This is a genomic window from Pseudomonas sp. UYIF39 (assembly GCF_029963765.1).
Classification (GTDB): Bacteria; Pseudomonadota; Gammaproteobacteria; order Pseudomonadales; family Pseudomonadaceae; genus Aquipseudomonas.
In genome coordinates, this window is sequence record NZ_JALBYU010000006.1 from 46,940 (window position 1) to 68,924 (window position 21,985).

A 21,985-nucleotide genomic window follows, 5' to 3' on the forward strand; every position below is an offset into this window, starting at 1 on the left:
GCCACCACCGTTGCAAGGTACTGCCCATGAAAGCTCAAGCCCGCCATATTCTGGTGAAAACCTCGGAAGAAGCCGAACAGCTCAAACAACGCATCGCCAAGGGCGAAGCCTTCGATGTGCTGGCCAAGAAGTATTCCACCTGCCCGTCCGGCAAGCGCGGCGGCGACTTGGGTGAAGTGCGGCCCGGGCAGATGGTCGGTGTTATCGATGCCGTGATCTTCAAAAAACCATTGCGGGTTGTGCATGGGCCGATCAAGAGCAAGTTTGGCTATCACCTGGTGCAGGTGTTTTACCGGGATTGAGGGGCTTTAAAGGCCCTATGAGCTGCCGAAGGCTGCGATCTTTTGCTCTTGATTTTCAGCTGTCCCGAAAGGAGCAAGATCAAAAGATCGCAGCCTTCGGCAGCTCCTACAGGGGATTGCGTTTCAATCTTTGGGGATCAGCGCACCGGGCACCTGAATCACCCGACTCGCCAAGCGATGGCCCGCTTCAGCAGCCTCAACCGGGCTGCCTCCTTTCAGGCGACTGGCCAAATACGCCGCACTGAACGAATCCCCCGCCGCCGTGGTGTCCACCACCCGCTCGACCACCTGCGCCGGCACTTCAAACGACTCTCCATCACACCGAATCAGACACGCCTCGGCGCCACGCTTGAGTACCACTTCAGGCGTGCCAATCTGCTCGTAAGCCGCAAACACCGCCTCGCAATCGGAAAAATGAAAAAGCGCCTGCTCGTCATCAACGGTCAGCAACGCCAGGTCGACATAGGGCAGAACGCTGCGATAAGCCGCCCGTGCGTCCTCGATCGACGCCCACAACCGTGGCCGGTAATTGTTGTCGAACACGATCCGCGCATCCCGCTGCCGGGCTTCGATCAGGGTTTCCAGCAACATCTCCCGTCCTTGCACGCCGAGCACCGCCAGGGTGATGCCACTGAAATACAGCACATCGTAATCCGGCAGTGCCGCGAGGATCGGCGCGGCGGCGGGGGTGGTGAAACAATCGCGGACTGCCGCTTCATTGCGCCAGTAGAGAAAACGCCGTTCGCCGGCAGCATCAGTCTGGATGCAATACAAGCCAGGCAATCGGCCGGGCAAACGCTGGACCATGCCCAGCCCGATGTTTTCGTCGGCCCAGCTCTGGCACATCGCATCGCTGAAACTGTCGTCGCCCAGGGCAGTGACGTAATCCACCGTGCCGCCCTCGCCCAACTCCCGGGACAGGTAGACCGCCGTGTTCAAGGTATCGCCGCCGAAACTCTGTTGCAGGCTGCCGTCGGCGCGTTGCTGCAACTCGATCATGCATTCGCCGATCAGGGCGATGCGCGGGGTGTTGGGGCCGAGGGTGCTGATGGTGTTCATTGTTTTTGTAGTCTCTGGTGTTTCTGTGTTGTCTGGGAGGCCGTTTTCGCGAGCAAGCCCGCTCCCACATGGGATATTCAGTGTTCACACAATCCCTGTGGGAGCGAGCTTGCTCGCGATGGCCGCGCCTCGGTCTGGAGCCTTAGAAACAGGTTTCCATGGTTTCAATGACGTTCAGTTGCTCATCGACCAGACACCCGATACGCCACTTGTCGAACGTGAGGCACGGGTGCGAAGTACCAAAGGAAATAATGTCCCCCACCCGCAACTCAACCCCCGGCGCCACGGTCATGAACGCATGCTGGTCCATCACTGCCGTCACCTTGCAGGCGCTGACATCATCGCCCGTCGCCGGCACCATGCCCGCCTTGTAACGCAACAGCGGCACCGGCAACCCCGCATCGTAGGCCACGTCGCGTTTACCCAGGGCGATCACCGCGAAACCCGGCTCCGGCAACGACTGCACGTGAGCCCAGACTTCCAGCGCCGGGCGCAGGCCTTCGTGCAGGTCGCTGCGGCGGTCTAGCACGCAACATTGCGCTTCTTTGTAGATGCCGTGATCGTGCGCCACGTAGCTGCCGGGACGCAGCACGCTGAGGAAACGCCCGCCGGCGTTCTGCGCTTCGAAGGATTCAGCGATCAGGTCATACCAGGCCGAACCCGACGCAGTGATGATCGGCTTGGCAATGGCGAACGCGCCGCTGTCCTGCAACTGCACGGCCAGGCGCACCAAAGAATCTGCGAACGCACGGATGCCGCTCACCGCGTGATCGCCGTGAATCACCCCTTCGTAACCTTCGATCCCCGTCAGCGCCAATGCCGGTTGTGCAGCAATGGCTTTGGCCAGCGTGACCACTTCGTCTTCCGTGCGGCAACCGCAACGACCGCCGACCACGCCGTACTCGATCATCACGTTCAAGCGCACACCGCGGGAGGCAAAATACGCTCCGAGGTCAGCAACGTTGTCCGGGTGATCGACCATGCAATGGAATTCGAAGGTCGGGTCCGCCAGCAGATCGGCGATCAACGCCATGTTCGGCGTACCGACCAATTGGTTGGCCATCAGCACCCGATGCACGCCATGGGCGTAAGCCGCACGGGTTTGCGTGGCGCTGGCCAGAGTGATGCCCCAGGCGCCGGCGTCCAGTTGGCGGCGAAACAGCGCCGGGGTCATGCTGGTTTTGCCGTGGGGGGCGAGTTCGGCACCGCTGTTGCTGACAAAGGTCTGCATCCAGCGAATGTTGTGTTCCAGCGCTTCGCGGTGCAGCACCAGCGCAGGCAGGCTGACGTCGCGCACCAGATTGGCACCTGTGTGGGCAAAGCCCTTTTCCACGGTGGCGGTATTTTTGGCAGAAAACATGGTCGAACTCCTCACATTCGCGGCCGCAGGCAGCCGCTGTTATTCGTTGATGCGACGGGCCAGGCTGTTGGCGCTGTCGATCAGCACCCGGCGGTAGTCGTTGTAATTGTTCTTGGCATCGGCCCGCGGGGCGACGATGCACAGGGTCGCAATAGCCACGCCGTTCGGGTCTTTCACCGGGGCGGCAAAGCAGTGAGTAAAGGTGTCCGCGACGCTATCGAAAGAGAAGAAGCCATCAATATCGGCCTGACGGATTTCACCGAGAAATTGCTCCAGCGGCAGGCGTTCGCCGTTGGGCAGGATGAAGTCGTCGTGGTCAATCAGGTCGACGATTTCCTGGTCGCTCAAGTGCGCCAGCAGCAGGCGCCCGGAAGCGGTCCAGGGAATCGGCGCGTTCTCGCCGATGTCCGAGGAAATGCGGAAATGCCGCTCGCCCTCTTTCATCAAGGCCACGGTGTATTTGCGTCCGTTGAGCAGGCACATCTGCGCGGTTTCGCGGGTCTGGCTGACGATCTCCTGCAAGGCGTGATCGGCCTCGCGGGTCAGGTCGAAATGGCGCAAATGCGCCTGCCCGAGGAAGTACAGCTGACGGCCGAGGTAGACGTGACCGTCCTTGCCCACGGCCTCCAGAATTCGTCGCTCCAGCAGGGAGGCAACCAATTCGTAGACCGTGGATTTCGGGCTGCCGATGCCGCTGGCGATTTCGTTCGGGCGCAGGGGCTTGCCGACTTCCTTGAGGAAATCGAGGATATCGAACGCCCGGTCCAGACCGCGGGCCCGGCGCTTGATGGTGTCTTCGGTCATGTCATTGGTTCCCATACAAAGTGCCGGGAGTTTAACCAGAGTGCAGCGGCAATCGTTAGGCCGCCTTCGCGACTCGGATCAAGCCTTTTTCTTGTACGCGATGCAGTCGATCTCGACCTTGCAATCGACCATCATGTTCGCCTGCACACAGGCCCGGGCCGGGGCGTGCTCGGGTTTGAAGTATTCGGAGAATACCTTGTTGAAACTCGTGAAATCCCTTGGGTCCTCCAGCCACACACCAGCACGCACCACATCTTCCAGACCGTAACCGGCCTCTTCGAGAATCGCGATCAGGTTCCTCATGGTCTGGTGGGTCTGCTCGACGATGCCACCGGTAATGATTTCGCCATCCTTCGCCGGCACCTGCCCGGAAACGTGCAGCCAGCCCTCGGCTTCAACGGCGCGGGCGAAAGGGCGAGGCTGACCGCCAGCGGCAGTGCTGCCGGTGCCGTATCGAGTAATGCTCATGAGTGTTTCTCCTGATTGAAAATGGATGTTTAAAACCGCGTGTTCTTGAGAAATTCAGCCAGACGCGGTGATTGCGGGCGTTCAAAAAGTTCCTTGGGAGGCCCCTGCTCTTCGATCCGCCCCTGGTTCATGAAAACGATCTTGTCCGATACCTCGAAGGCAAAACGCATCTCGTGGGTCACCAGCAGCATGGTCATGCCCTCATCGGCCAGGCCCTTGATCACGGTCAGCACTTCGCCGACCAGTTCCGGGTCGAGGGCCGAGGTCACTTCGTCGAACAGCATCAGGCTCGGGTTCATCGCAATCGCCCTGGCAATCGCCACGCGCTGCTGCTGACCGCCAGACAACTGACCGGGGAAGTGATCGCGCCGTTCCAGCAGGCCAACCCGCTCCAGCCATTTTTCCGCCAGCGCCACGGCTTCGTCCTTGTGCAGCTTTTTTACTTTGAGCAAACCGAGGGTGACGTTCTGCAACGCTGTGAGGTGCGGAAACAGGTTGAACTGCTGGAACGCCATGCCGGTCATGGCCCGATGCCGAGCGATGACTTTTTCCGGGTGACGCACGCGCTTGCCGTTGACCTCGTCATAACCGATGGACTCACCATCGAGCATGATCTGCCCGCCCTGAAACTCTTCGAGCATGTTCACGCAACGCAGCAGTGTGGTCTTGCCCGAGCCGCTGGAACCGATCAGCGTCACGACGTTGCCGCGCTGCATGGTCAGGTCGACGCCCTTGAGCACTTCGAGCTGGCCGTACTTTTTGTGCAACCCGCGAATGTCCAGCAGGGGCTGACCGTTTTGAGTTTCTTTTAGGATAGAGAGCGAAGATTGAGTCATGGCAAGGCCACCCGCTTTTCAATGTGCCGGCCGAGTAATTCGATGGCGTAGTTGATGACGAAAAACAGAAATCCGGCGAACAGGTAAAACTCGAGGGTCATGAAAGTCCTGGCGATGATCTGCTGCGTGCTGAGCAGCAACTCAGCCACGCCGATCACCGACAGCAGCGTCGAAGCCTTGACGATCTCGGTGGACGAGTTGACCCAGGTCGGCAAGATCTGCCGCAACGCCTGAGGCAACAACACGTAACCGAGGGATTGATAGAACGTCAGGCCAATGGCCTTGCTCGCTTCCATCTGGCCGCTGGGCAACGCTTGCAACGCACCGCGCACGATCTCGGCGACGTGGGAGCCGCAAAACAGCGTCAGCCCCAACGCACCGGCCTGAAAGGCACTGATCTGCCAGCCCAGCGCCGGCGCGATATAGAAGCAGGCCAGCACCAACACAAACACCGGCGTGCCACGAATCAGGTCGACGTAAAACCGAAACGGCGCGCGCATCCAGAACTTGCCGTACGTCAGCACCAGACCCGCGACGATGCCGACCATCGTGCCCAACAAAATCGCCAGGGCCGAGACCTGCACACTCGTCAGAAAGCCTTGCCACAACACTTCACGGGCAACCCACAACTCATGCAACCAACTGGGGGATTCGTACATGTGGCCTCCTATCGGCGAATCGCCAGACGTTGCTCGAGGTAACGCAGCATCATCGCAATGAGGTAACAGGCCGCCACATAGAGCGCTGTGGTCACCAGCCAGGTTTCAATCACCCGGTAGCTCTCGACATTGATCTTGCGCGCGTAATAGGTCAGCTCCGGCACGGCAATCGCCGCGGCCAGCGAAGTGTCCTTGAACAGCGAAATGAAGTTGTTCGACAGGGCCGGCAGCACATTGCGCAGCATCACCGGCACGGTGACGTACGCCTTGACCTGCCACTCGCCCAAACCAATCGCCAACCCCGCTTCACGTTGCCCCTTGGGAATGCTCAACAGCCCGCCGCGGAACACCTCGGTCAGATAGGCCCCGGCATACAGCGACAGGGTGATGATGAACGACGGGATCTTGTCCAGACGAATGCCCAGACTGGGCAAGGCGAAGTAGATCAACAGAATCAACACCAGAATCGGCGTGTTACGGATCACCGTCACATACACCGACGCCAGCACCCGCAAAGCGCGGTGCTTTGACAGCAAAGCAAACGCCATCATCAGGCCGATCACGCAGCCGATGGCGATCGACACCAGCGCCAGTTCAAGGCCCAGACCGAGCCCCGCCAGCAAGGTGTCGAAATCGCGCCACACGGCGGCAAAATTCAACTGATAGTTCATGGTCAGCGGTACCTTGAACGGGGCGATTCATGACCGCCCCGCTCTCACGGGATCATTTGAATTCGACGGGGAAACCGATGGCTGGCGACGGCAGATCGACACCGAACCACTGCTTGAAGGAGGCCGCGTAGGTCGGGAATTCAACGCCGGTCATGGCTTCATGCAATGTGGTGTTGACGAAGTTCAGCCAGTCCTGATCGCCGCGCTTGACCGCGCAGGCGTAGGTTTGCGGGCTCCAGGCATAAGCCGGGCTGCGATAGCGCCCCTGGTTCTGCACCATCAGGTATTTCACCGACGACTGATCAGTGGCCGCGGCGTCGGCACGGCCAGAGTTCACCGCCTGATACATCAGGTCCACGCTGTCGTACTGATCGACCTTGGCCTTGGGCAACGCCTGATGCACCAGTTCTTCGGCGTACACGTTCTGCAGCACCGCCACGGTCACGCTGTCGCCGGCGGCTTTGAGGTCTTCGATTTCCTTGTACTTGCTGTTGGCCGGCAACAGCAGGCCCACACCTTCGCGGTAATACGGCAGTGTGAATGCCACTTGCTGGGCACGGCTGGCGGTGACGGTAATGAACTGACAGCTCATGTCGACCTTGTCGGTCAGCAGGTTAGGAATCCGCGCATCGGACGACTGCACCACGAACTCGACTTTGCTCGGATCGTTGAACAACCCTTTCGCCACCATCCGCGCGATATCGATATCAAAACCCTGCAACTTGCCATCCGCTCCCTGGAAGTGCCACGGCGCATTGGTACTGCCCGTGCCCACAATCAGTTTCCCGCGGGCCAGCACGCTATCGAGCTTACTGTCCGCCGCCTGGGCCACACCCATGACAGCAGCCGAAGCCGCGAGAACAAAAACACACGCTTTAAACAAGGAAGGTCGGCGATGCATGGCAAGCACTCCAGAGTGATGTTTATTCCGCTATACCGGAAGATGGTATGTAACAACGGAATAGACAGCAGAAAGTGTGCCACAGGATTGACGGAAAATCTTCGTGGATCCGGAAAGGCTATTAATTCAATAGGATAGAAAAAACTGACCTGAATACTGCGCACCATCGACCGCGGCGAGGCTGCTACCGCGGGCTACACCCATGAGTAGCAAGGCCACAAAAGGTGCGTGGCGCACCATAAAAACACGGCGCATGCCTGCCCGTTCGCACTAATGCGCCAGGCTATCAGTTTATGACCGTTCATCGGTTTTCAGGGTTGACCTGTCAGATCTGACAGTTGTGGACCGCAGGTTATGAGCGCTCAATCCGTACAACCGCGCAAACCTTCCCCCCATGCGATTGGCCGGGGTCGCGGTTTTTTGACAAACCACTTACAGGAGTTCTCACATGTCTCAACAATCCTCAACCGCCAATTTGCTGCGCAATGGTGAATTCACACAGGAAGGCCAGTACTGGACGACTGATACATCGGAGAAAGCCCGCTATGAAGACGGTTATTGTGTCTTGCAGGCACCAGGCCTAATCACTCAGGACGTGACGATCGCCAGCGAGGGCGAGTTCCGGTTTTCCGTGAAAATGAAAACAGAGCGAGGCTCCGCCTGCACAGCACAAGTTTTGTTGCATCCATCATGGGAGATGCGACGCCTCGATATCGGCGGTGGCACCCCTTGGAGCGCGCACTTCGTAAACTTCACTGTACCTGCCGGCACCAACAAAGTGTCGATCAAGCTGCAAGCAAACGATGGTCCGTTCGACACTTTTGGATCGTATTTTGATGATGTGCGACTCGAGCAACGTTGAAGTCTGACCAACTGGTAGCCAGCCATCTGGCTACCAGCCCCTTCACCGCTACAACACGTGCCCATATTGAAGACGGAGATTTCAATGAGCTCGACAACCACCCCTGCAGCGCTAGCCCCGGTCTACCGCAAGGCCCTGAAAACCTGGCGCCCGGTGATTCTGTATTTCGGCAATGAACACTGCCCGGCCTGCGATTGGGCGGAACCGGTCTTTCGCCAGATTGCCGAGCGATACCGTCATCACGCGAACATCTATGTGTTGAACACCTCCGAATCCCCCCGCCACCCGCACGTCACCGGCACCCCGACCGTGCTGTTTTACAAGGATGGGAAGCTGCTGAAGAAACTCAAGGGAATCGGCACTGAGCAAACCCTGCAGGAAGAATTCGCCAGGTACATCGGCAAGGTGAAACCGGCAGCGGTGAAGCGTAAACCAGTTCGCGATCTGGCGTGGTTGCGCCAGACCCTGCGAAGGATGTGCACTGTGCGTCGCGCAACTCAGCAGTTGAATCGGCGGGTTTGCTGTTAGATCGCTTTCGCGAGCAGGCTCACTCCCACAGGTGACCGTGTCTGTTTGGGTAACTCGGTCAATTGTGGGAGCGAGCCTGCTCGCGAAGCTTTTGCGCTTAGCGATTTTTGACCTGTTCGATATACCGGGTTACCGCCGCGGACTTCTCGAACCGCCGATAAATCAACGACAACCACGAACTCGCTTCGCACCCTTTGATTGCCCGGTACAACACGCCGGGCAAACCCACATGCCCGACCACCGACTCTGGCACGACGGCAACGCCCTGCCCCAACGACACCAACGCAATGACCGCCACCAACCCACCCGGTTGCGCCCCCAATTTTGGCGCAAATCCGCCTTCGGCGGCGACTTGCAAGGTGCCGCTGATTTGCTCCGGCAGGATGAACGTCTCGTTCTGCAAATGTTGCGGGGCAATCTCTGGCAATCGACACAACCAGGACTCGGCCGACAGCGCCAGCACAAATCCTTCTGCGTCCAGGCGAATGGCATCGAGGCCTTCGGGCAAGGTCATGGGTGAGCGGACATAGCCAATATCGAAACGCCCCTCGACCACCATCATCGGCAATGACGCCATGGGACTTTCCCGTACGTTCAGGCTGACGTCAGGACACTCGCGGCTGAAGGCTTGCACCTGTTTCTGCAGCAAGCCCGAGTACACCGCCGAAGCCACGTAACCCAGTTCGATATGGCCAATATCCCCGCGCCCGGCACGCTGGGCGTTGTACTGAGCGTATTCGAATTGCCGCACCGTCGCCTCTGCCTCGATCAACAACGCGGCACCGGCCTCGGTCAGGCTGACTTCACGTGTCTGACGTACGAACAATCGCGTGCCGAGTTCGTTCTCCATGTCCTGGATCTGTCGAGTCAAGGTCGGCGGTGCGATACCGAGTTGTTCGGCAGCGCGGGTGAAGTTGCCTTGCCGGGCAACGGCCAGAAAATAGCGGAAATGCCGTATGTCCATGGGTGCGTTAGCTCAAAGGTAATGAAGTGACAAGGCACGCCTAACAAGGGAAGCGCCAACAGACGATAAGCTGCACTGACTTTCACAGTAGAGAAACGTTGCCATGCACGTCAAACCCAAGGTGAGCCCGCGCCTGACATTACTCACAGCCTCAGGCGTTTGCTCGCTGATCGTCCTCGACACCAACATCGTCGCCGTGACGCTGCCCACGATCGCCCGCGACCTGGGCGCTAACTTTGCCGACATCGAATGGGTAGTCAGTGCCTACATGCTGGCCTTCGCGGCCCTTTTGTTACCGGCTGGCAGCATCGCCGACCGCTTCGGCCGGCAGAAAACCCTGCTCTGCGGGCTGGCCGTTTTCATCCTCGCGTCCATCGGTTGCGGTGCCGCGCCCAACGCGCTGTTCCTCGACATCGCCCGGGCGATCAAGGGTGTCGGCGCGGCCTTGCTGCTGACCTCGGCCCTCGCCTCCATCGGCCACACCTTTCACGATGAAGTGGAACGAGCCAAGGCCTGGGCGTTCTGGGGCGCGTGCATGGGGGTGGCGATGACTGCCGCGCCGACGGTCGGCGGGCTGATCACCGAGTACATGGGCTGGCGCTGGATTTTCTACCTTAACCTGCCCGTCGGACTGTTCCTGATGGTGATGGTCTGGCGCGCCGTGCCGGAGTCCCGCGACACTCAGTCTGCACGCCTCGATCCCTGGGGCAGCCTGGCGTTCAGTGCGAGTTTGCTGTGCCTGATCTGGGGCCTGATCGAGGCGAACCGGATTGGCTGGAGCAACCCGCTGACCTACGCCCGGCTGATCGGCGGCGCCTTGTTGCTGGGGTCGTTCGTGGTGATTGAACGGATGCAGCGGCGGCCGATGGTTGACCTGCAACTGTTCAAGCATCCGCGTTTCATCGGCGCGCTATTGGGCATGTTTGCCTACGCCGGTTGCGCCCAGGTGATGATGACCCTGCTGCCGTTCTACCTGCAAAACGGCCTGGGCTTCTCGGCCATCGCTTCAGGTCTGGGGATGTTGCCGTTTGCCATGACCATGCTGATTTGCCCGCGCATCGGCGTGCGTCTGGCGAGTCGGTTTGCCCCCGCCACATTGATGGCCGCCGGTTTGACCCTGGTCGGCAGCGGCAATCTGCTCAGCGCCTGGGCGGTCAGCAGCGGCGGTTACCTGCCTTTCGCCCTGGCGATTGCCGTGACCGGCGCCGGTGCCGGGCTGCTCAACGGCGATACGCAAAAGAACATCATGGCCTGCGTGCCACGGGAGCGCACTGGCATGGCTTCAGGCATGAGCACCACTATGCGCTTCAGCGCCATCGTGCTGGCCATCGGCGTGTTCGGCGCGTTGCTGTCCAGTCATACCGAACTGTTGTTGCGCACCAGCCTGTCGGACCAAGGCGCGCAATGGCTCGGTCAAACCCAAAGCATCGCCTCGCGGGTGGTGGCCGGTGACATGTCGGCGGCGATGAGCCTGTTGCCCGAAGCCGCTCGCCCGATGGTCGAACCGTTGGCCCGGCAAGCCTTCGTCGGTGGTTTCAGTCTGTTGCTGTGGGTCGCGGGGTTGTTGGCATTATTAGGTGCGCTGGTGGTAGGCACGCTGATGCGCAATCCGATCCCCGCCCCCTCGATTGCAGCCCTCGGCGCTAAGGCTTGAACGACGCCAATACCCGCTGGGCATTCGCTTCGCAGCCCATGCCCTCGGGCCGCGACTGAATGTCAGAACAGTCATCCGCAACTGCCGCCGATTCACTGGAAACGCAAACCCCTGGCCGCACTGGCGAGTATGGCCGTCGTAAAGTTCCAGCTCAATTGCCTGAGCCGTGGGAGCAAGACTCGTCCCGATGTTTCGGCGTTATGGGCGTTGATTATCGACCGCGTGTACATCGCCCGGCGTACTCGTCAGTACCGGCAGGCGATGACACTGAAGTAATCCAATGTGGGCGCGAGCTTGCTCCGGGCGGCGTTCCGACGATAGCCCCCGACCAGTCAATATTGATGTCGGCTGACACACCGCTATCGCGAGCAAGCTCGCTCCCACAAAGGGGCGGCGTTTGCCCCGCAAGCGTGTTTACCGACCGGAAAAACGCAATCTGGAGAGCTGACGCAAATCCCCGTCGAGGTAATAGTCATCGGTCCAGTTGTCATCCGCCGCCAACGGCTGGACCTGCTTGAGCGCGAGTTTCCTGGCGAAGTAGCGAAAGCGGTAATGCTCGTAGAACCGCAGCAGTTCCAGGCCATAACGGTCTGCCAGATCGGTATCACCGCGAATGATCAGGTAGTTTTCGTCATTGCCATTGCTGGCCGCGGCACTGAGGTTATGGCTGCCGCTGATGATCGTCGGCGCATCGCTGGTGAAGTCCGTCACCACGGCTTTGGTGTGCACCAGCAGGTTGCCCTTCTGGCCTTTCATGTTTTCTTTGAGCCAGCCTTCCAGCCCGGTGTTAAGCAGCGCGGTGGCGGCGAATTCGGCGGTGCGGTCGGCGTGGAAACCGGTGATGCGGCTGGCGGTGTTTTGCAGGCCGTAACGCAAAATGTCGTCGTGGGGCTGGCCGAGCAAACCTTTCAGGATATCGTCGGGCAAGGCGAACGCGGTGACGAACAGCACGTCCTTTTTCGCGGCGTTGATGATCTCGACAAACTCATCCAGATCCCCTTCGCCCGAGCGCGGTGAGAACCCGGCGAACAACGGTTGCAGCGGATCCATCGGGTTGTTTTGCGTGAGCCAGTTTCGGGTGGCGCCGACATCCGCAGGGTTAGCCCAGACCTGCTCGAAGGTGTGCAGATAGCTGGCGCTGACGCGTGTGTCGTCCAGCATATGCACCACGTTGGCCTGTCGGTAAACGCCGTTGGGGGTGAAATTGGTGCTGCCGCAAAGCACTGCTTCGGGCTGACGCTGCCCCGCTGTGTCGAGCCGGCTCAGCACCATGAATTTGTTGTGGAAGATATTGTGCGTGACCCGCCCGCGCTTGTTCTCTGCCGGAATCTTTTCCAGGCTGGCCTCGTTCATGGTGGTGTCTTCATCGCCCGGCTGGGCGTGATACAGCACGCGAATGTTTACCCCTCGTTCGAACGCCGCATTCACGGCATCGACAATGGCCTGCAATTCATACTCGTAGATGGCAATGTCCAGCGCCCACTGGTCATCCACCGCACGCTCGATAAACCCCAGCAAACGCCCGAGCAAACCGTTTTCCAGCCATTGCCGTGGGACATCCGGCCAAGCTTCGATGGGCAGGTTCTTGTTGGCGCTGATCAGCGCGTCAAGTTCGGGAAACTTGCGCTGGAACGCCTGGCTGGCGGCCACTGCGCGATTGAAGATCACGCTTTGGTTATTCGGCTGACCATTGTCGGAGGTGACCGTCACTTCAAGGAATTCACCCAGTTGCGGCGCATCAACGCTGCCGTAGGCCAAGTGGATTCGGTAATGGATCGTCATCCCCGGATTGACCGCGTAATCGGCCCAGCGAAATTTCTGCAACGGCGCGATATCGCTGGGGGTGGCGTGAAACTGGGGGAAGGTATGCACCTTGCCGGGGAAGGTCAGGCTGTTGAACAGGAACAGCCAGGGCTTGGGGCCTTGCTGTTTTTCGATGGCGAAACCCAACAGGCCTTTGCGGCGGGGTTCGGCCAGGTCCATGGCCAACAGCACGCCATTGGTGCCCGCGTAGGCCTTGACGCGGAAATCGTCCTGATTATTGACGGCTAGAACGCGCATGACTCACTCCTGTGATCTTTTCGGCTCACTCCATATCATCGATATGTCGATATTCGGCCTGCAACTCGGTAGCCATTACCTTAGCCCGCCCAAGCCGAATCGGCCCCCGTTCGATGTCGATCAGCAGCCCCGGACAATCAAGCGCCGGCAACATCGACCAGTCCTTCAACCGTCCATCGGTGACCAGCAACAAGCGCTGCTGTTCCGCCGGAAAACGCTTCTGCCGAGCCGCCAGCCAGCGCCCTGCCTCACCCAGCGCCGCCAGCAATGGCGTACCACCGCCGGCTCCCAGCCCATCAAGCCAGTTGCGCAAACCCGCGGAGGCTTTCAACCCTTGCACGTGCCACTTCGGCACATGACCACTGGCAGTCAGCAATGCCAGGCGCGCACGCTGGCGATAGGCATCGTCGAACAGTTGCGCCAGCAAGCCCTTGGCATCGCTCAACGCCTGTTGGCGACGAGTCGAGGCCGAGGCGTCGACGATCACCAGCCACAGTTCGTGGGGTGAACGGGTGCGCAGGTGAAACAAGACATCGGCGCGTTGACGCGGGCGGCCGTTCAGCAAGGTGCCCGGCCAGTTGATCGAGCCGCTGCGCGCCGCGTGACGTTTACCCTGCTTGCCATTGTCCAGCCGCCCGGCACGGGGTCTGGCATTCGCCCCCGCGTCAGATCGAGGGCGAATGCCTAGGGCTTTTTTGGCCAGCTCGGCACGTCACGGCGTGCTCCGACCGGTAACGCCTGGGCGGGCATTTCCCCCCATTGGCCCTGGCCTTCGCTCGGGTTGGATTGTTGGGTAGAAGGTGGCTGACTTTGTTGCGGCGCCGGTGGCGATGGCTCGCGGCGGCGATGGCGCAAGGCAAACTCGGCGACCGCGTCGATGTCTTCCTCGGCGATGGCGCTCGCCCCGCGCCATGCTGCGTGGGCACGCGCCGCGCGCAACCAGACCAGGTCGGCCCGCAAGCCGTCGACACCGGCGGCAAAGCAGCGCTCGGTAATCTGCGCCAGCGCATGATCGTCGAGCGGGATGCTTGCCAGCACGCTGCGCGCTTTCTGGCAACGTTCGCGCAGCGACTGTTGTTGGCTTTCCCATTCGGCGCAGAAGCGCTGGGGATCGCTGTCGAAATCCAGCCGTCGCCGGATGATCTGACCGCGCTCGGTCGGCGCTGTGTGGCCACTGAGGGCGACGTTCAAGCCAAAGCGGTCGAGCAGTTGCGGACGCAGTTCACCCTCTTCCGGGTTCATGGTGCCGATCAGCACGAACTTCGCCGAATGCCGATGGGAAATGCCGTCGCGCTCGATCAGGTTGGTGCCACTGGCGGCCACATCCAGCAGCAGGTCCACCAGGTGATCGGGCAATAAATTGACCTCATCAACGTAGAGCACGCCGCCGTCAGCCTTGGCCAGTACACCGGGGGAAAACTGCGCGCGACCCTCGCTCAAGGCTGCGTCCAGGTCGAGGGTGCCCACCAGCCGTTCTTCGGTGGCGCCGAGCGGCAACGTTACGAACTGGCCGCTGGCGAGCAGATCGGCCAAGCCACGAGCCAGGGTCGATTTGGCCATCCCGCGGGGGCCTTCGATGAGTACGCCGCCGATTTTCGGGTCGATGGCGGTCAAGTACAGGGCGAGTTTCAGATCGTCGGCGCCGACCACGGCGGAGAGAGGGAAATGCGGGGTGTCGGTCATCTTTAATACTCGGTCATGGTCGGTAGCAGGCACACCTTGTACCTGTGGGAGCGGTGCCGCAGAGTCAGCCATCTTCTTCTATATCCAGCAACAAATTCTCCAGCGCCTCGCGATACTCGCCCGGCTCCTTCCACATTCCTCGCTGCTGCGCCTCCAGCATCCGCTCGGTCATGTCGCGCAATGCATGCGGATTATGTTCGCGAACAAAATCCCGGGTTGCCGGATCCAGCAAATACGCATCCGCCAGCAACGCATACTGGTGATCGTCGATCAGCTGCGTTGTAGCGTCGAAGGCAAACAAGTTATCGACCGTCGCCGCCAGTTCAAACGCGCCTTTATAACCGTGGCGCTTCACGCCGTCGATCCACTTCGGATTGGCTGCCCGCGAGCGAATCACCCGGTTCAGCTCTTCCTTCAACGTGCGGATCTTCGGCAGATCCGGCTGACTGTGATCGCCATGGTAACTGGCCGCGGCTTCACCGCTGAGGCTTTCCACCGCCGCGAGCATGCCGCCCTGGAACTGGTAATAGTCGTTGGAATCGAGCAAGTCGTGCTCACGATTGTCCTGGTTTTGCAGCACAGCCTGAACCTGGCTCAGGCGCTGGGCGAACTGCGCTCGCGCTGCGGTGCCTTCGTCAGAACCGCCGTAAGCGTAGCCGCCCCAGTTCAGATAAACCTCGGCTAGGTCGTCGCGGCTTTGCCACAGACGACCATCGATGGCGCCCTGCACGCCCGCGCCGTAAGCACCGGGTTTGGCGCCAAAGATGCGCCAACCGGCCTGACGCCTGGCTGCGTCTTCATCCAGCCCCGATTGCATCAATGCTTCGCGCTCGGCACGCACCTTGGCGGCCAAGGGGTTGAGGTCGTCCGGCTCGTCGAGGGCGGCGACCGCTTGCACGGCAGCGTCGAACAGGCGGATCAGGTTGGCAAAGGCATCGCGGAAGAATCCAGAGACGCGCAACGTCACGTCCACGCGCGGACGGTCCAGCAGACTCAGCGGCAGAATCTCGAAGTCGTCGACCCGCTGACTGCCCGTGGCCCAAACCGGGCGCACGCCCATCAGCGCCATGGCCTGGGCGATGTCGTCGCCACCGGTGCGCATGGTCGCGGTGCCCCACACCGACAGGCCGAGCTGACGCAGGTGATCGCCGTGGTCTTGCAGGTGTCGTTCAAGAATCAGGGTGGCCGACTGGAAACCGATACGCCACGCGGTGGTGGTCGGCAGGTTACGCACGTCCACCGAGTAGAAATTGCGACCGGTCGGCAGCACGTCGAGCCGACCGCGACTCGGTGCACCGCTGGGGCCGGCCGGCACGAAGCGACCACTTAGGGCGTCAAGCAGACCGCGCATTTCCGCCGGGCCGCAGGCGTCCAGCCGTGGCGCGACGACTTCGCGCAGGCTGTCGATGATGGCTTTCACCTCTGACCAGCCTGGCGCGTTCAGTTGCTCAACCTCGGTGATCAAGGCTTGCTCTATCAGTTGAGCTGCAAACAGTTCCAGACGTTCGCGGGTGTCACCTGCTGTGCGCCAGACTTCATCGGTGAGGGATTGCAGTTCGATCGGACGCGGCCCGACCCAAGGGTCGGCGAGCGCACAATCCAGCGGATCGAAGCCCAACGTGAACGCCTTGGCCAAGGCCCGCAGCAGACTCGATTGGGCACCGCGCCCATCGCCACGCGGAATACGCAACAACGCCAGCAAGGTGTCGATGCGCAAACGCCCGGTCGGTGATTCGCCAAAGATGTGCAAGCCGTCGCGGATCTGTGACTCTTTCAAGTCGCACAAGTACGTGTCCAGACGTGGCAACCAGATCGCCGCATCGGCATCACTGTCGAGTTTTTCGTCCAGTTGCAGTTCGCGGTCGATGTGCGTCTCGCGCACCAGTTGCAGGATGTCGCGCTGCAATTCCCGGGCTCGGCGCGGATCTAGCAATTGCGCTTCGTAATACTCGTCGGCGAGCAATTCGAGGTTGCGCAACGGGCCGTACGTTTCAGCGCGGGTCAGCGGCGGCATCAGGTGATCGATGATCACCGCCTGCGTACGGCGCTTGGCCTGGGCGCCCTCGCCCGGATCGTTGACGATAAACGGATAGATGTTCGGCAACGGCCCGAGCAGCGCATCCGGCCAGCAATGCTCCGACAGCCCGACGCCTTTGCCCGGCAACCATTCGAGGTTGCCGTGCTTGCCAACGTGGATCACACCGTGGGCGCCGTAGGTGTTGCGCAACCAGAAATAGAACGCCAGATAGCCGTGAGGCGGCACCAGGTCGGGGTCGTGATACACCGCGCTCGGGTCCACCTGATAACCCCGCGCCGGTTGAATGCCGACGAAGGTCAGGGCAAAGCGCAGCCCGGCGATCATCATTCGTCCGTCACGGCACATTGGATCGCTTTGCGGCGAGCCCCAACGCTCCAGCACCGCCTGGCGGTTGGCCTCGGGCAAGGCGTTGAACATCAGGTTGTAGTCGTCCATCGACAGGCTTTGATGACACGGACGCTGGTCGAGGGTGTCGAGGTCGTTGCTGACGCCGCCGAGTAATTGCTGGATCAACGCGGTGCCAGTGTCGGGCAATTCGGCGGGTAGCGGATAACCTTCTTTATGCAGCGCACGCAGGATGTTCAGCGCCGCGGCCGGAGTGTCGAGGCCGACACCATTGCCGATGCGACCGTCGCGGGTCGGGTAGTTGGCGAGGATCAGGGCAATGCGTTTTTCACTGTTCGGGACACGCGCCAGATCAATCCAGCGCCGCGCCAGTTCAGCGACAAAATCCATGCGCTCCGGTTGTGGCCGATAGCAGACCACATCGGATTGACTGCGCTCGCTGCGCCAGGCCAGGTCCTTGAAGCTGATCGGTCGGCTGATGATCCGCCCATCCAGTTCCGGCAGCGCGATGTGCATCGCCAGATCACGCGGACCGAGGCCTTGTTCGCTGGCGCGCCAACCCGGTTCGTTGTCCTGGGCGCAGATCGCCTGGATCACGGGAATGTTGCGGCGAAACGGTCGCAAGTGCGGCGCTTCGGGGCTCGATTGCGCGAAACCGGTGGTGTTGAGAATTACGCCGGCCTCGACTTCATCCAGCCAGTCCTCGACCACCGTCAGGCAGCCGGGCTCTTTCAAACTGGCCACGGCAATCGGCAACGGGTTCAACCCTGCCGCCTGCAAACGCTGGCAGAACACATCGATGAAACCTGTGTTCGCCGCCTGTAAATGCGAGCGGTAGAACAGCACTGCCGCAACCGGTTGACCGGCCTGCCAGTCGGCTTGCCAATCCTTCAGTTCAGCGGGGCTTTTTTGCGGGTGGTAGATCGCTGTGCGCGGCAGGGTTTGCGGCTCGGCCCAGACGTAGTCGCGATCCAGCCAACGATTGGCAAGGCAGCGGAAAAAATCCAGGGCATTGCTCATGCCGCCCTGACGCAGAAACTGCCAGAGCCGGTCGCGGTCTTGCGCGCCCACCGTGCTTAGATCGCTGAGTTCCGGGTCCGGGCGATCATCGCCCGGCACCAGAATCAGTTGCACGCCGCGCTGTGACAATTCCACCAGACGCTCGACGCCGTAACGCCAATAGGCGATGCCACCGTGCAGCGAGATCAGAATCACCTTGGCATGGCGCAGCACTTCGTCGACATACAGGTCGACCGAGGCGTGATTCTGCACCTGCATCGGATTGGCCAGACGCACGCTGGGGTAATCGTCGGGCAACTGCTGCGCCGCTTCGGCGAGCAGCGCCAGGCTGGAGTCGCCGCTGCACAGGATCACCAGCTCGGCGGGGGTTTGTCCAAGGTCGGCAATGTTGTCATCCGACACGAAACCGCCGGGCTGGGTCCTGAGCAGGTGCATGGCTTAAACGCTGAGGGCAGCGCGCAATTGCGCTTCAAGCAGCGTGGCGTCCAGCTCCTGACCGATCAATACCAGGCGCGTGGTGCGCGCTTCGTCGGCGCCCCACTGACGGTCGAAGTGCTTGTCAAAACGTGTGCCCACGCCCTGAATCAGCAAGCGCATCGGCTTGTTCGGAATCGCCGCGAAGCCTTTGACGCGCAGGATGCCGTGCTGGACCACCAGTTGAGTCAACGCGTCCAGCAGCAGGCTTTCGTCGGCTTGCGGCAGCTCGATGGAGATGGAGTCGAAGGCATCGTGGTCGTGATCGTCTTCACCTTCATGGTGGTGATCGTGATGGCTGTGACGGCTGTCGATGTGTTCTTCAGAACCGGCGCCGAGGCCGATCAACACGTCCAGTGGCAGACGACCGCTGCTGGCTTCGATGACTTTCACCGCGGGCGGCAGTTCTTCAGCGACTTCCAGGCGTACACGGGCCAGGTCTTCAGGGCTGATCAGGTCGGCCTTGTTGAGGATCACCAGGTCGGCGCTGGCCAGTTGGTCGGCGAACAGTTCGTGCAGCGGCGATTCGTGGTCCAGGTTCGGGTCGAGTTTGCGCTGGGCATCGACCTGGTCCGGGAAAGCCGCGAAGGTGCCGGCGGCAACCGCTGGGCTGTCGACCACGGTGATCACCGCATCAACGGTGCAGGCGCTGCGGATTTCCGGCCACTGGAAGGCTTGTACCAGCGGTTTTGGCAGGGCCAGGCCCGAGGTTTCGATGAGGATGTGGTCGAGGTCGCCGCGACGGGCGACCAATTCGCGCATCACCGGGAAGAATTCTTCTTGAACGGTGCAGCACAGGCAGCCGTTGGCCAGCTCGTAAACGCGGCCGTTGGCTTCTTCTTCAGTGCAGCCGATGGAGCACTGCTTGAGGATTTCGCCGTCGATGCCCAGTTCGCCGAACTCGTTGACGATCACCGCAATGCGACGGCCCTGAGCGTTGTCGAGCATGTGCCGCAGCAACGTGGTTTTACCCGAGCCGAGGAAGCCGGTAACGATGGTGACGGGGAGTTTGGCCAGTGTTTTCATCGGATGCCCTTTGGCAAGGTGGCGGGCATACGGGACGACAATCGCTGCGACGGATGCGCGCGGAAGAGTTCGCCACCGGATCACCCCGCCCGGTTGTAGTGAGAATCTGTGTCGAGGCAGGTCTCCTGGCTGACGGTGTGCCGGGCTTGTGGGCCTGGCATTCGCTGCGCCTTCCCGCGAACCCGTTGCACAGGGTTTGCAGTGGCGTGGCAGCGAACATCACCGTTCACAGTTGCGGGGGCAGCCGCGGCATCGACCGCGTTCCCTTCTTAGCTTCGGCAGACGCCGAAGAACCTCGAAAGCGCAAGGCTACGCATCGTGTGGGGGCGGGTCAATGTCCATAGGGTTGATTGCGATCCATGTGGCGAGGGGATTTATCCCCGTTGGGCTGCGAAGCGGCCCCCTACATTCTTCAGGCATACCCCGTAAACAGATCTTGCGACGGCTTCGCCGCCGAACGGGGATAAATCCCCTCGCCACAGATAATCCCCTTACCACAGGTATCCACCTGGGTATCGAGATGAGAACCCTTGCCAATTGACGCCCAGCCCCCGCCCATGCTCTCCTACACGCCTTGTTACGGGTGCCCTTCACAGGGTGAAACGGGAAACCGGTGAATCATGTGCTTTACTCTAAAGTCATGTCAGTCCGGTGCTGCCCCCGCAACGGTAAGCGAGCGAAGCGTCAGATCCACTGTGCCAGCAGTTCGGCATGGGAAGGTGATGCTTGCAGGTCAAGGCGAAAGCCAGCGTCCCTCGTGAGCCCGGAGACCGGCCCGCAAAACAAAGTGACCATTACGATCACTCAATAACAAACCCGCGGTGGGCGGGCGCTGTTTGAACCTCTGCGTGCGCGACTCGCCGGGGTCTTCCATGCGCTCTATTCACCCGCTGACAGACCAGAGGGAAGCGCCATGTCGATCATCAGCAGCACCGCCAGCAACACCAATAAGAGCACCGCCAGCACCACCAATACCCTGACTCAACGCCTGACCGCCGCCGTGTGCGCGTCGATCCTGGGTGCTAGCCTTGTGTATTTCGCCGGTTTCTCGCACATCGAAGCGGTGCACAACGCCGCGCACGATACCCGCCACAGCTCTGCATTCCCGTGCCATTGAGATCTGCCGATATGATCAAGCGTATTGCGCAAACCGCAGGGTTCACCGGGCTGCTGGCCGCGTTACTGCTGACCCTGCTGCAAAGCTTCTGGGTGGCTCCGCTGATTCTGCAGGCCGAGACTTACGAAAAATCCGAGCCCGCCGCTGTTGCAATTCACGAACACGCCGCAGGCGCGGTCGCCGCACATACCCACGATGCCGAAGCCTGGGAACCGGAAGACGGCTGGCAGCGTGTGCTGTCCACCACAGGTGGCAACCTGGTGGTCGCTGTCGGTTTCGCTCTGATGCTCGCCGGTCTCTACACCTTGCGCGCTCCGACCAAAACCTCCCAAGGCCTGCTTTGGGGCCTGGCCGGTTACGCCACGTTCGTGCTGGCACCGACCCTCGGTCTGCCGCCTGAGCTGCCGGGCACTGCCGCAGCTGATTTGGCGCAACGGCAGATCTGGTGGATCGGCACGGCGGCCTCCACCGCGGTCGGCATCGCATTGATCGTGTTCAGCCGTCACTGGCTGATGAAAGTGCTCGGCGTGGCCATTCTGGCTGTTCCTCATGTGGTCGGCGCACCACAACCGGAAGTCCACTCGATGCTGGCTCCAGAAGCCCTGGAAGCTCAGTTCAAAATCGCTTCGCAGCTGACCAACGTGGCATTCTGGCTGGCCCTGGGCCTGATCAGTGCCTGGTTGTTCCGCCGCAAAATCGATGGTCAATACCACGCATGACTGAGATCAGCACAGCGCCGACTTTAGTGGTCGGCCTGGGCTGCCAGCGCGGCTGCCCCGTCAGCACGCTGCGGGCGTTGCTCGATCAGGCGTTACAGGCTCATAAAATCGAACTTCACCAGATCAAGGGCCTGGCCAGCATTGACCTGAAGCGCGAAGAACCTGGCTTGATCGAACTGGCCGAGCAATTAGCGTTGCCACTGATGTATTTCAGCAGCGAACAACTGGCCGGCTATCAACCGCAACTCAGCCACCGCTCGGACATCGCGTTCGAACGCACCGGCTGCTACGGCGTAGCGGAAAGTGCCGCCCTGGCCCTGGCCGAACACCTGGCCCAGGCACCGGCAAAATTGCTGATTTCACGACAAAAATATGCCCAGGCCACCTTGGCGTTGGCCGGCGCGGCATAAAATCCTCGATAATCCCTGCCATCG

General features: G+C 60.9%; 21 protein-coding genes, 1 pseudogene and 2 riboswitches. Of the genes and pseudogenes, 8 read left to right on the forward strand and 14 right to left on the reverse strand.

The window, feature by feature from the left end:
* Positions 1 to 26 precede the first annotated feature (26 nt).
* Positions 27 to 302: a peptidylprolyl isomerase gene (locus MO767_RS09990; protein WP_007898282.1), complete on the forward strand. Its 276-nt coding sequence runs from the start codon at positions 27 to 29 to the stop codon at positions 300 to 302.
* 123 nt (positions 303 to 425) lie between these two features.
* Here the strand turns inward: MO767_RS09990 and MO767_RS09995 are convergent, their stop codons facing one another.
* From MO767_RS09995 to MO767_RS10030, 8 genes are all read right to left on the reverse strand, one after another.
* Positions 426 to 1,361, reverse strand: coding sequence for a sugar kinase (locus tag MO767_RS09995; protein WP_282480336.1), 936 nt, complete (start codon positions 1,359 to 1,361; stop codon positions 426 to 428).
* A 142-nt stretch (positions 1,362 to 1,503) separates the two neighbouring features.
* Positions 1,504 to 2,721, reverse strand: a complete 1,218-nt coding sequence (locus tag MO767_RS10000; protein WP_282480337.1) for an amino acid deaminase — start codon at positions 2,719 to 2,721, stop codon at positions 1,504 to 1,506.
* 39 nt (positions 2,722 to 2,760) lie between these two features.
* Complete coding sequence (locus MO767_RS10005) at positions 2,761 to 3,525, reverse strand: IclR family transcriptional regulator (RefSeq protein ID WP_150655657.1); 765 nt, start codon at positions 3,523 to 3,525, stop codon at positions 2,761 to 2,763.
* 78 nt (positions 3,526 to 3,603) lie between these two features.
* On the reverse strand, positions 3,604 to 3,993 hold the full coding sequence (locus MO767_RS10010; RefSeq protein ID WP_282480338.1) for a RidA family protein: 390 nt from the start codon (positions 3,991 to 3,993) through the stop codon (positions 3,604 to 3,606).
* A 29-nt stretch (positions 3,994 to 4,022) separates the two neighbouring features.
* Positions 4,023 to 4,829, reverse strand: a complete 807-nt coding sequence (locus MO767_RS10015; protein ID WP_282480339.1) for an amino acid ABC transporter ATP-binding protein — start codon at positions 4,827 to 4,829, stop codon at positions 4,023 to 4,025.
* Positions 4,826 to 5,488: an amino acid ABC transporter permease gene (locus MO767_RS10020; protein ID WP_282480340.1), complete on the reverse strand. Its 663-nt coding sequence runs from the start codon at positions 5,486 to 5,488 to the stop codon at positions 4,826 to 4,828. Before MO767_RS10020 ends, MO767_RS10015 begins: the two co-directional genes overlap by 4 nt.
* Before the next feature lie 8 nt (positions 5,489 to 5,496).
* The gene (locus tag MO767_RS10025; protein ID WP_008015908.1) at positions 5,497 to 6,159 is read right to left on the reverse strand and encodes an amino acid ABC transporter permease; all 663 of its coding nucleotides are present in this window, start codon (positions 6,157 to 6,159) and stop codon (positions 5,497 to 5,499) included.
* Positions 6,160 to 6,211: 52 nt separating this feature from the next.
* Entirely contained in the window at positions 6,212 to 7,060 is an 849-nt protein-coding gene (locus MO767_RS10030; RefSeq protein WP_282480341.1) for a transporter substrate-binding domain-containing protein, read from the reverse strand.
* Between the two features lie 448 nt (positions 7,061 to 7,508).
* On the opposite strand from MO767_RS10030, the gene MO767_RS10035 reads away from it, so the two are divergent.
* Both MO767_RS10035 and MO767_RS10040 read left to right on the forward strand, forming a co-directional pair.
* Positions 7,509 to 7,922, forward strand: coding sequence for a hypothetical protein (locus MO767_RS10035; protein ID WP_282480342.1), 414 nt, complete (start codon positions 7,509 to 7,511; stop codon positions 7,920 to 7,922).
* A gap of 84 nt (positions 7,923 to 8,006) precedes the next feature.
* Positions 8,007 to 8,450, forward strand: coding sequence for a thioredoxin family protein (locus tag MO767_RS10040; protein WP_282480343.1), 444 nt, complete (start codon positions 8,007 to 8,009; stop codon positions 8,448 to 8,450).
* Positions 8,451 to 8,547: 97 nt separating this feature from the next.
* Here MO767_RS10040 and MO767_RS10045 read toward each other — a convergent pair whose 3' ends face one another.
* A complete protein-coding gene (locus MO767_RS10045) occupies positions 8,548 to 9,414 on the reverse strand; it encodes a LysR substrate-binding domain-containing protein (protein WP_282480344.1) in 867 nt (288 codons plus the stop codon).
* 103 nt (positions 9,415 to 9,517) lie between these two features.
* Between MO767_RS10045 and MO767_RS10050 the strand changes: the two genes are divergently transcribed.
* On the forward strand, positions 9,518 to 11,068 hold the full coding sequence (locus MO767_RS10050) for an MFS transporter (RefSeq protein ID WP_282480345.1): 1,551 nt from the start codon (positions 9,518 to 9,520) through the stop codon (positions 11,066 to 11,068).
* Positions 11,069 to 11,125: 57 nt separating this feature from the next.
* Positions 11,126 to 11,344 (forward strand): annotated as a pseudogene (locus MO767_RS10055) (2,4-dienoyl-CoA reductase); the annotation flags it as partial.
* Positions 11,345 to 11,482: 138 nt separating this feature from the next.
* Here MO767_RS10055 and MO767_RS10060 read toward each other — a convergent pair.
* From MO767_RS10060 to cobW, 5 genes are all read right to left on the reverse strand, one after another.
* Positions 11,483 to 13,129, reverse strand: a complete 1,647-nt coding sequence (locus tag MO767_RS10060; RefSeq protein WP_282480346.1) for a phospholipase D-like domain-containing protein — start codon at positions 13,127 to 13,129, stop codon at positions 11,483 to 11,485.
* Positions 13,130 to 13,154: 25 nt separating this feature from the next.
* Positions 13,155 to 13,694, reverse strand: a complete 540-nt coding sequence (locus tag MO767_RS10065; RefSeq protein WP_349016916.1) for a VWA domain-containing protein — start codon at positions 13,692 to 13,694, stop codon at positions 13,155 to 13,157.
* A gap of 119 nt (positions 13,695 to 13,813) precedes the next feature.
* Complete coding sequence (locus MO767_RS10070) at positions 13,814 to 14,812, reverse strand: AAA family ATPase (protein WP_282480347.1); 999 nt, start codon at positions 14,810 to 14,812, stop codon at positions 13,814 to 13,816.
* 64 nt (positions 14,813 to 14,876) lie between these two features.
* The gene (gene cobN / locus MO767_RS10075) at positions 14,877 to 18,650 is read right to left on the reverse strand and encodes a cobaltochelatase subunit CobN (protein WP_282480348.1); all 3,774 of its coding nucleotides are present in this window, start codon (positions 18,648 to 18,650) and stop codon (positions 14,877 to 14,879) included.
* Between the two features lie 3 nt (positions 18,651 to 18,653).
* Positions 18,654 to 19,715: a cobalamin biosynthesis protein CobW gene (gene cobW / locus MO767_RS10080; RefSeq protein WP_149630175.1), complete on the reverse strand. Its 1,062-nt coding sequence runs from the start codon at positions 19,713 to 19,715 to the stop codon at positions 18,654 to 18,656.
* 97 nt (positions 19,716 to 19,812) lie between these two features.
* A riboswitch (cobalamin riboswitch) is annotated at positions 19,813 to 20,028 on the reverse strand.
* Positions 20,029 to 20,279: 251 nt separating this feature from the next.
* A riboswitch (cobalamin riboswitch) is annotated at positions 20,280 to 20,509 on the forward strand.
* Positions 20,510 to 20,628: 119 nt separating this feature from the next.
* On the opposite strand from cobW, the gene MO767_RS10085 reads away from it, so the two are divergent.
* From MO767_RS10085 to MO767_RS10095, 3 genes are read left to right on the forward strand one after another with little or no spacing between them, the layout of a single operon-like run.
* On the forward strand, positions 20,629 to 20,832 hold the full coding sequence (locus MO767_RS10085) for a CbtB domain-containing protein (protein ID WP_282480349.1): 204 nt from the start codon (positions 20,629 to 20,631) through the stop codon (positions 20,830 to 20,832).
* Between the two features lie 11 nt (positions 20,833 to 20,843).
* A complete protein-coding gene (locus tag MO767_RS10090; RefSeq protein ID WP_282480350.1) occupies positions 20,844 to 21,551 on the forward strand; it encodes a CbtA family protein in 708 nt (235 codons plus the stop codon).
* Positions 21,548 to 21,961 carry a cobalamin biosynthesis protein gene (locus tag MO767_RS10095; RefSeq protein WP_282480351.1) on the forward strand — a complete coding sequence of 138 codons (414 nt, stop codon included), beginning with the start codon at positions 21,548 to 21,550 and terminating at the stop codon, positions 21,959 to 21,961. The genes MO767_RS10090 and MO767_RS10095 overlap by 4 nt, the downstream gene beginning before the upstream one ends.
* The last annotated feature ends 24 nt before the right edge of the window (positions 21,962 to 21,985 follow it).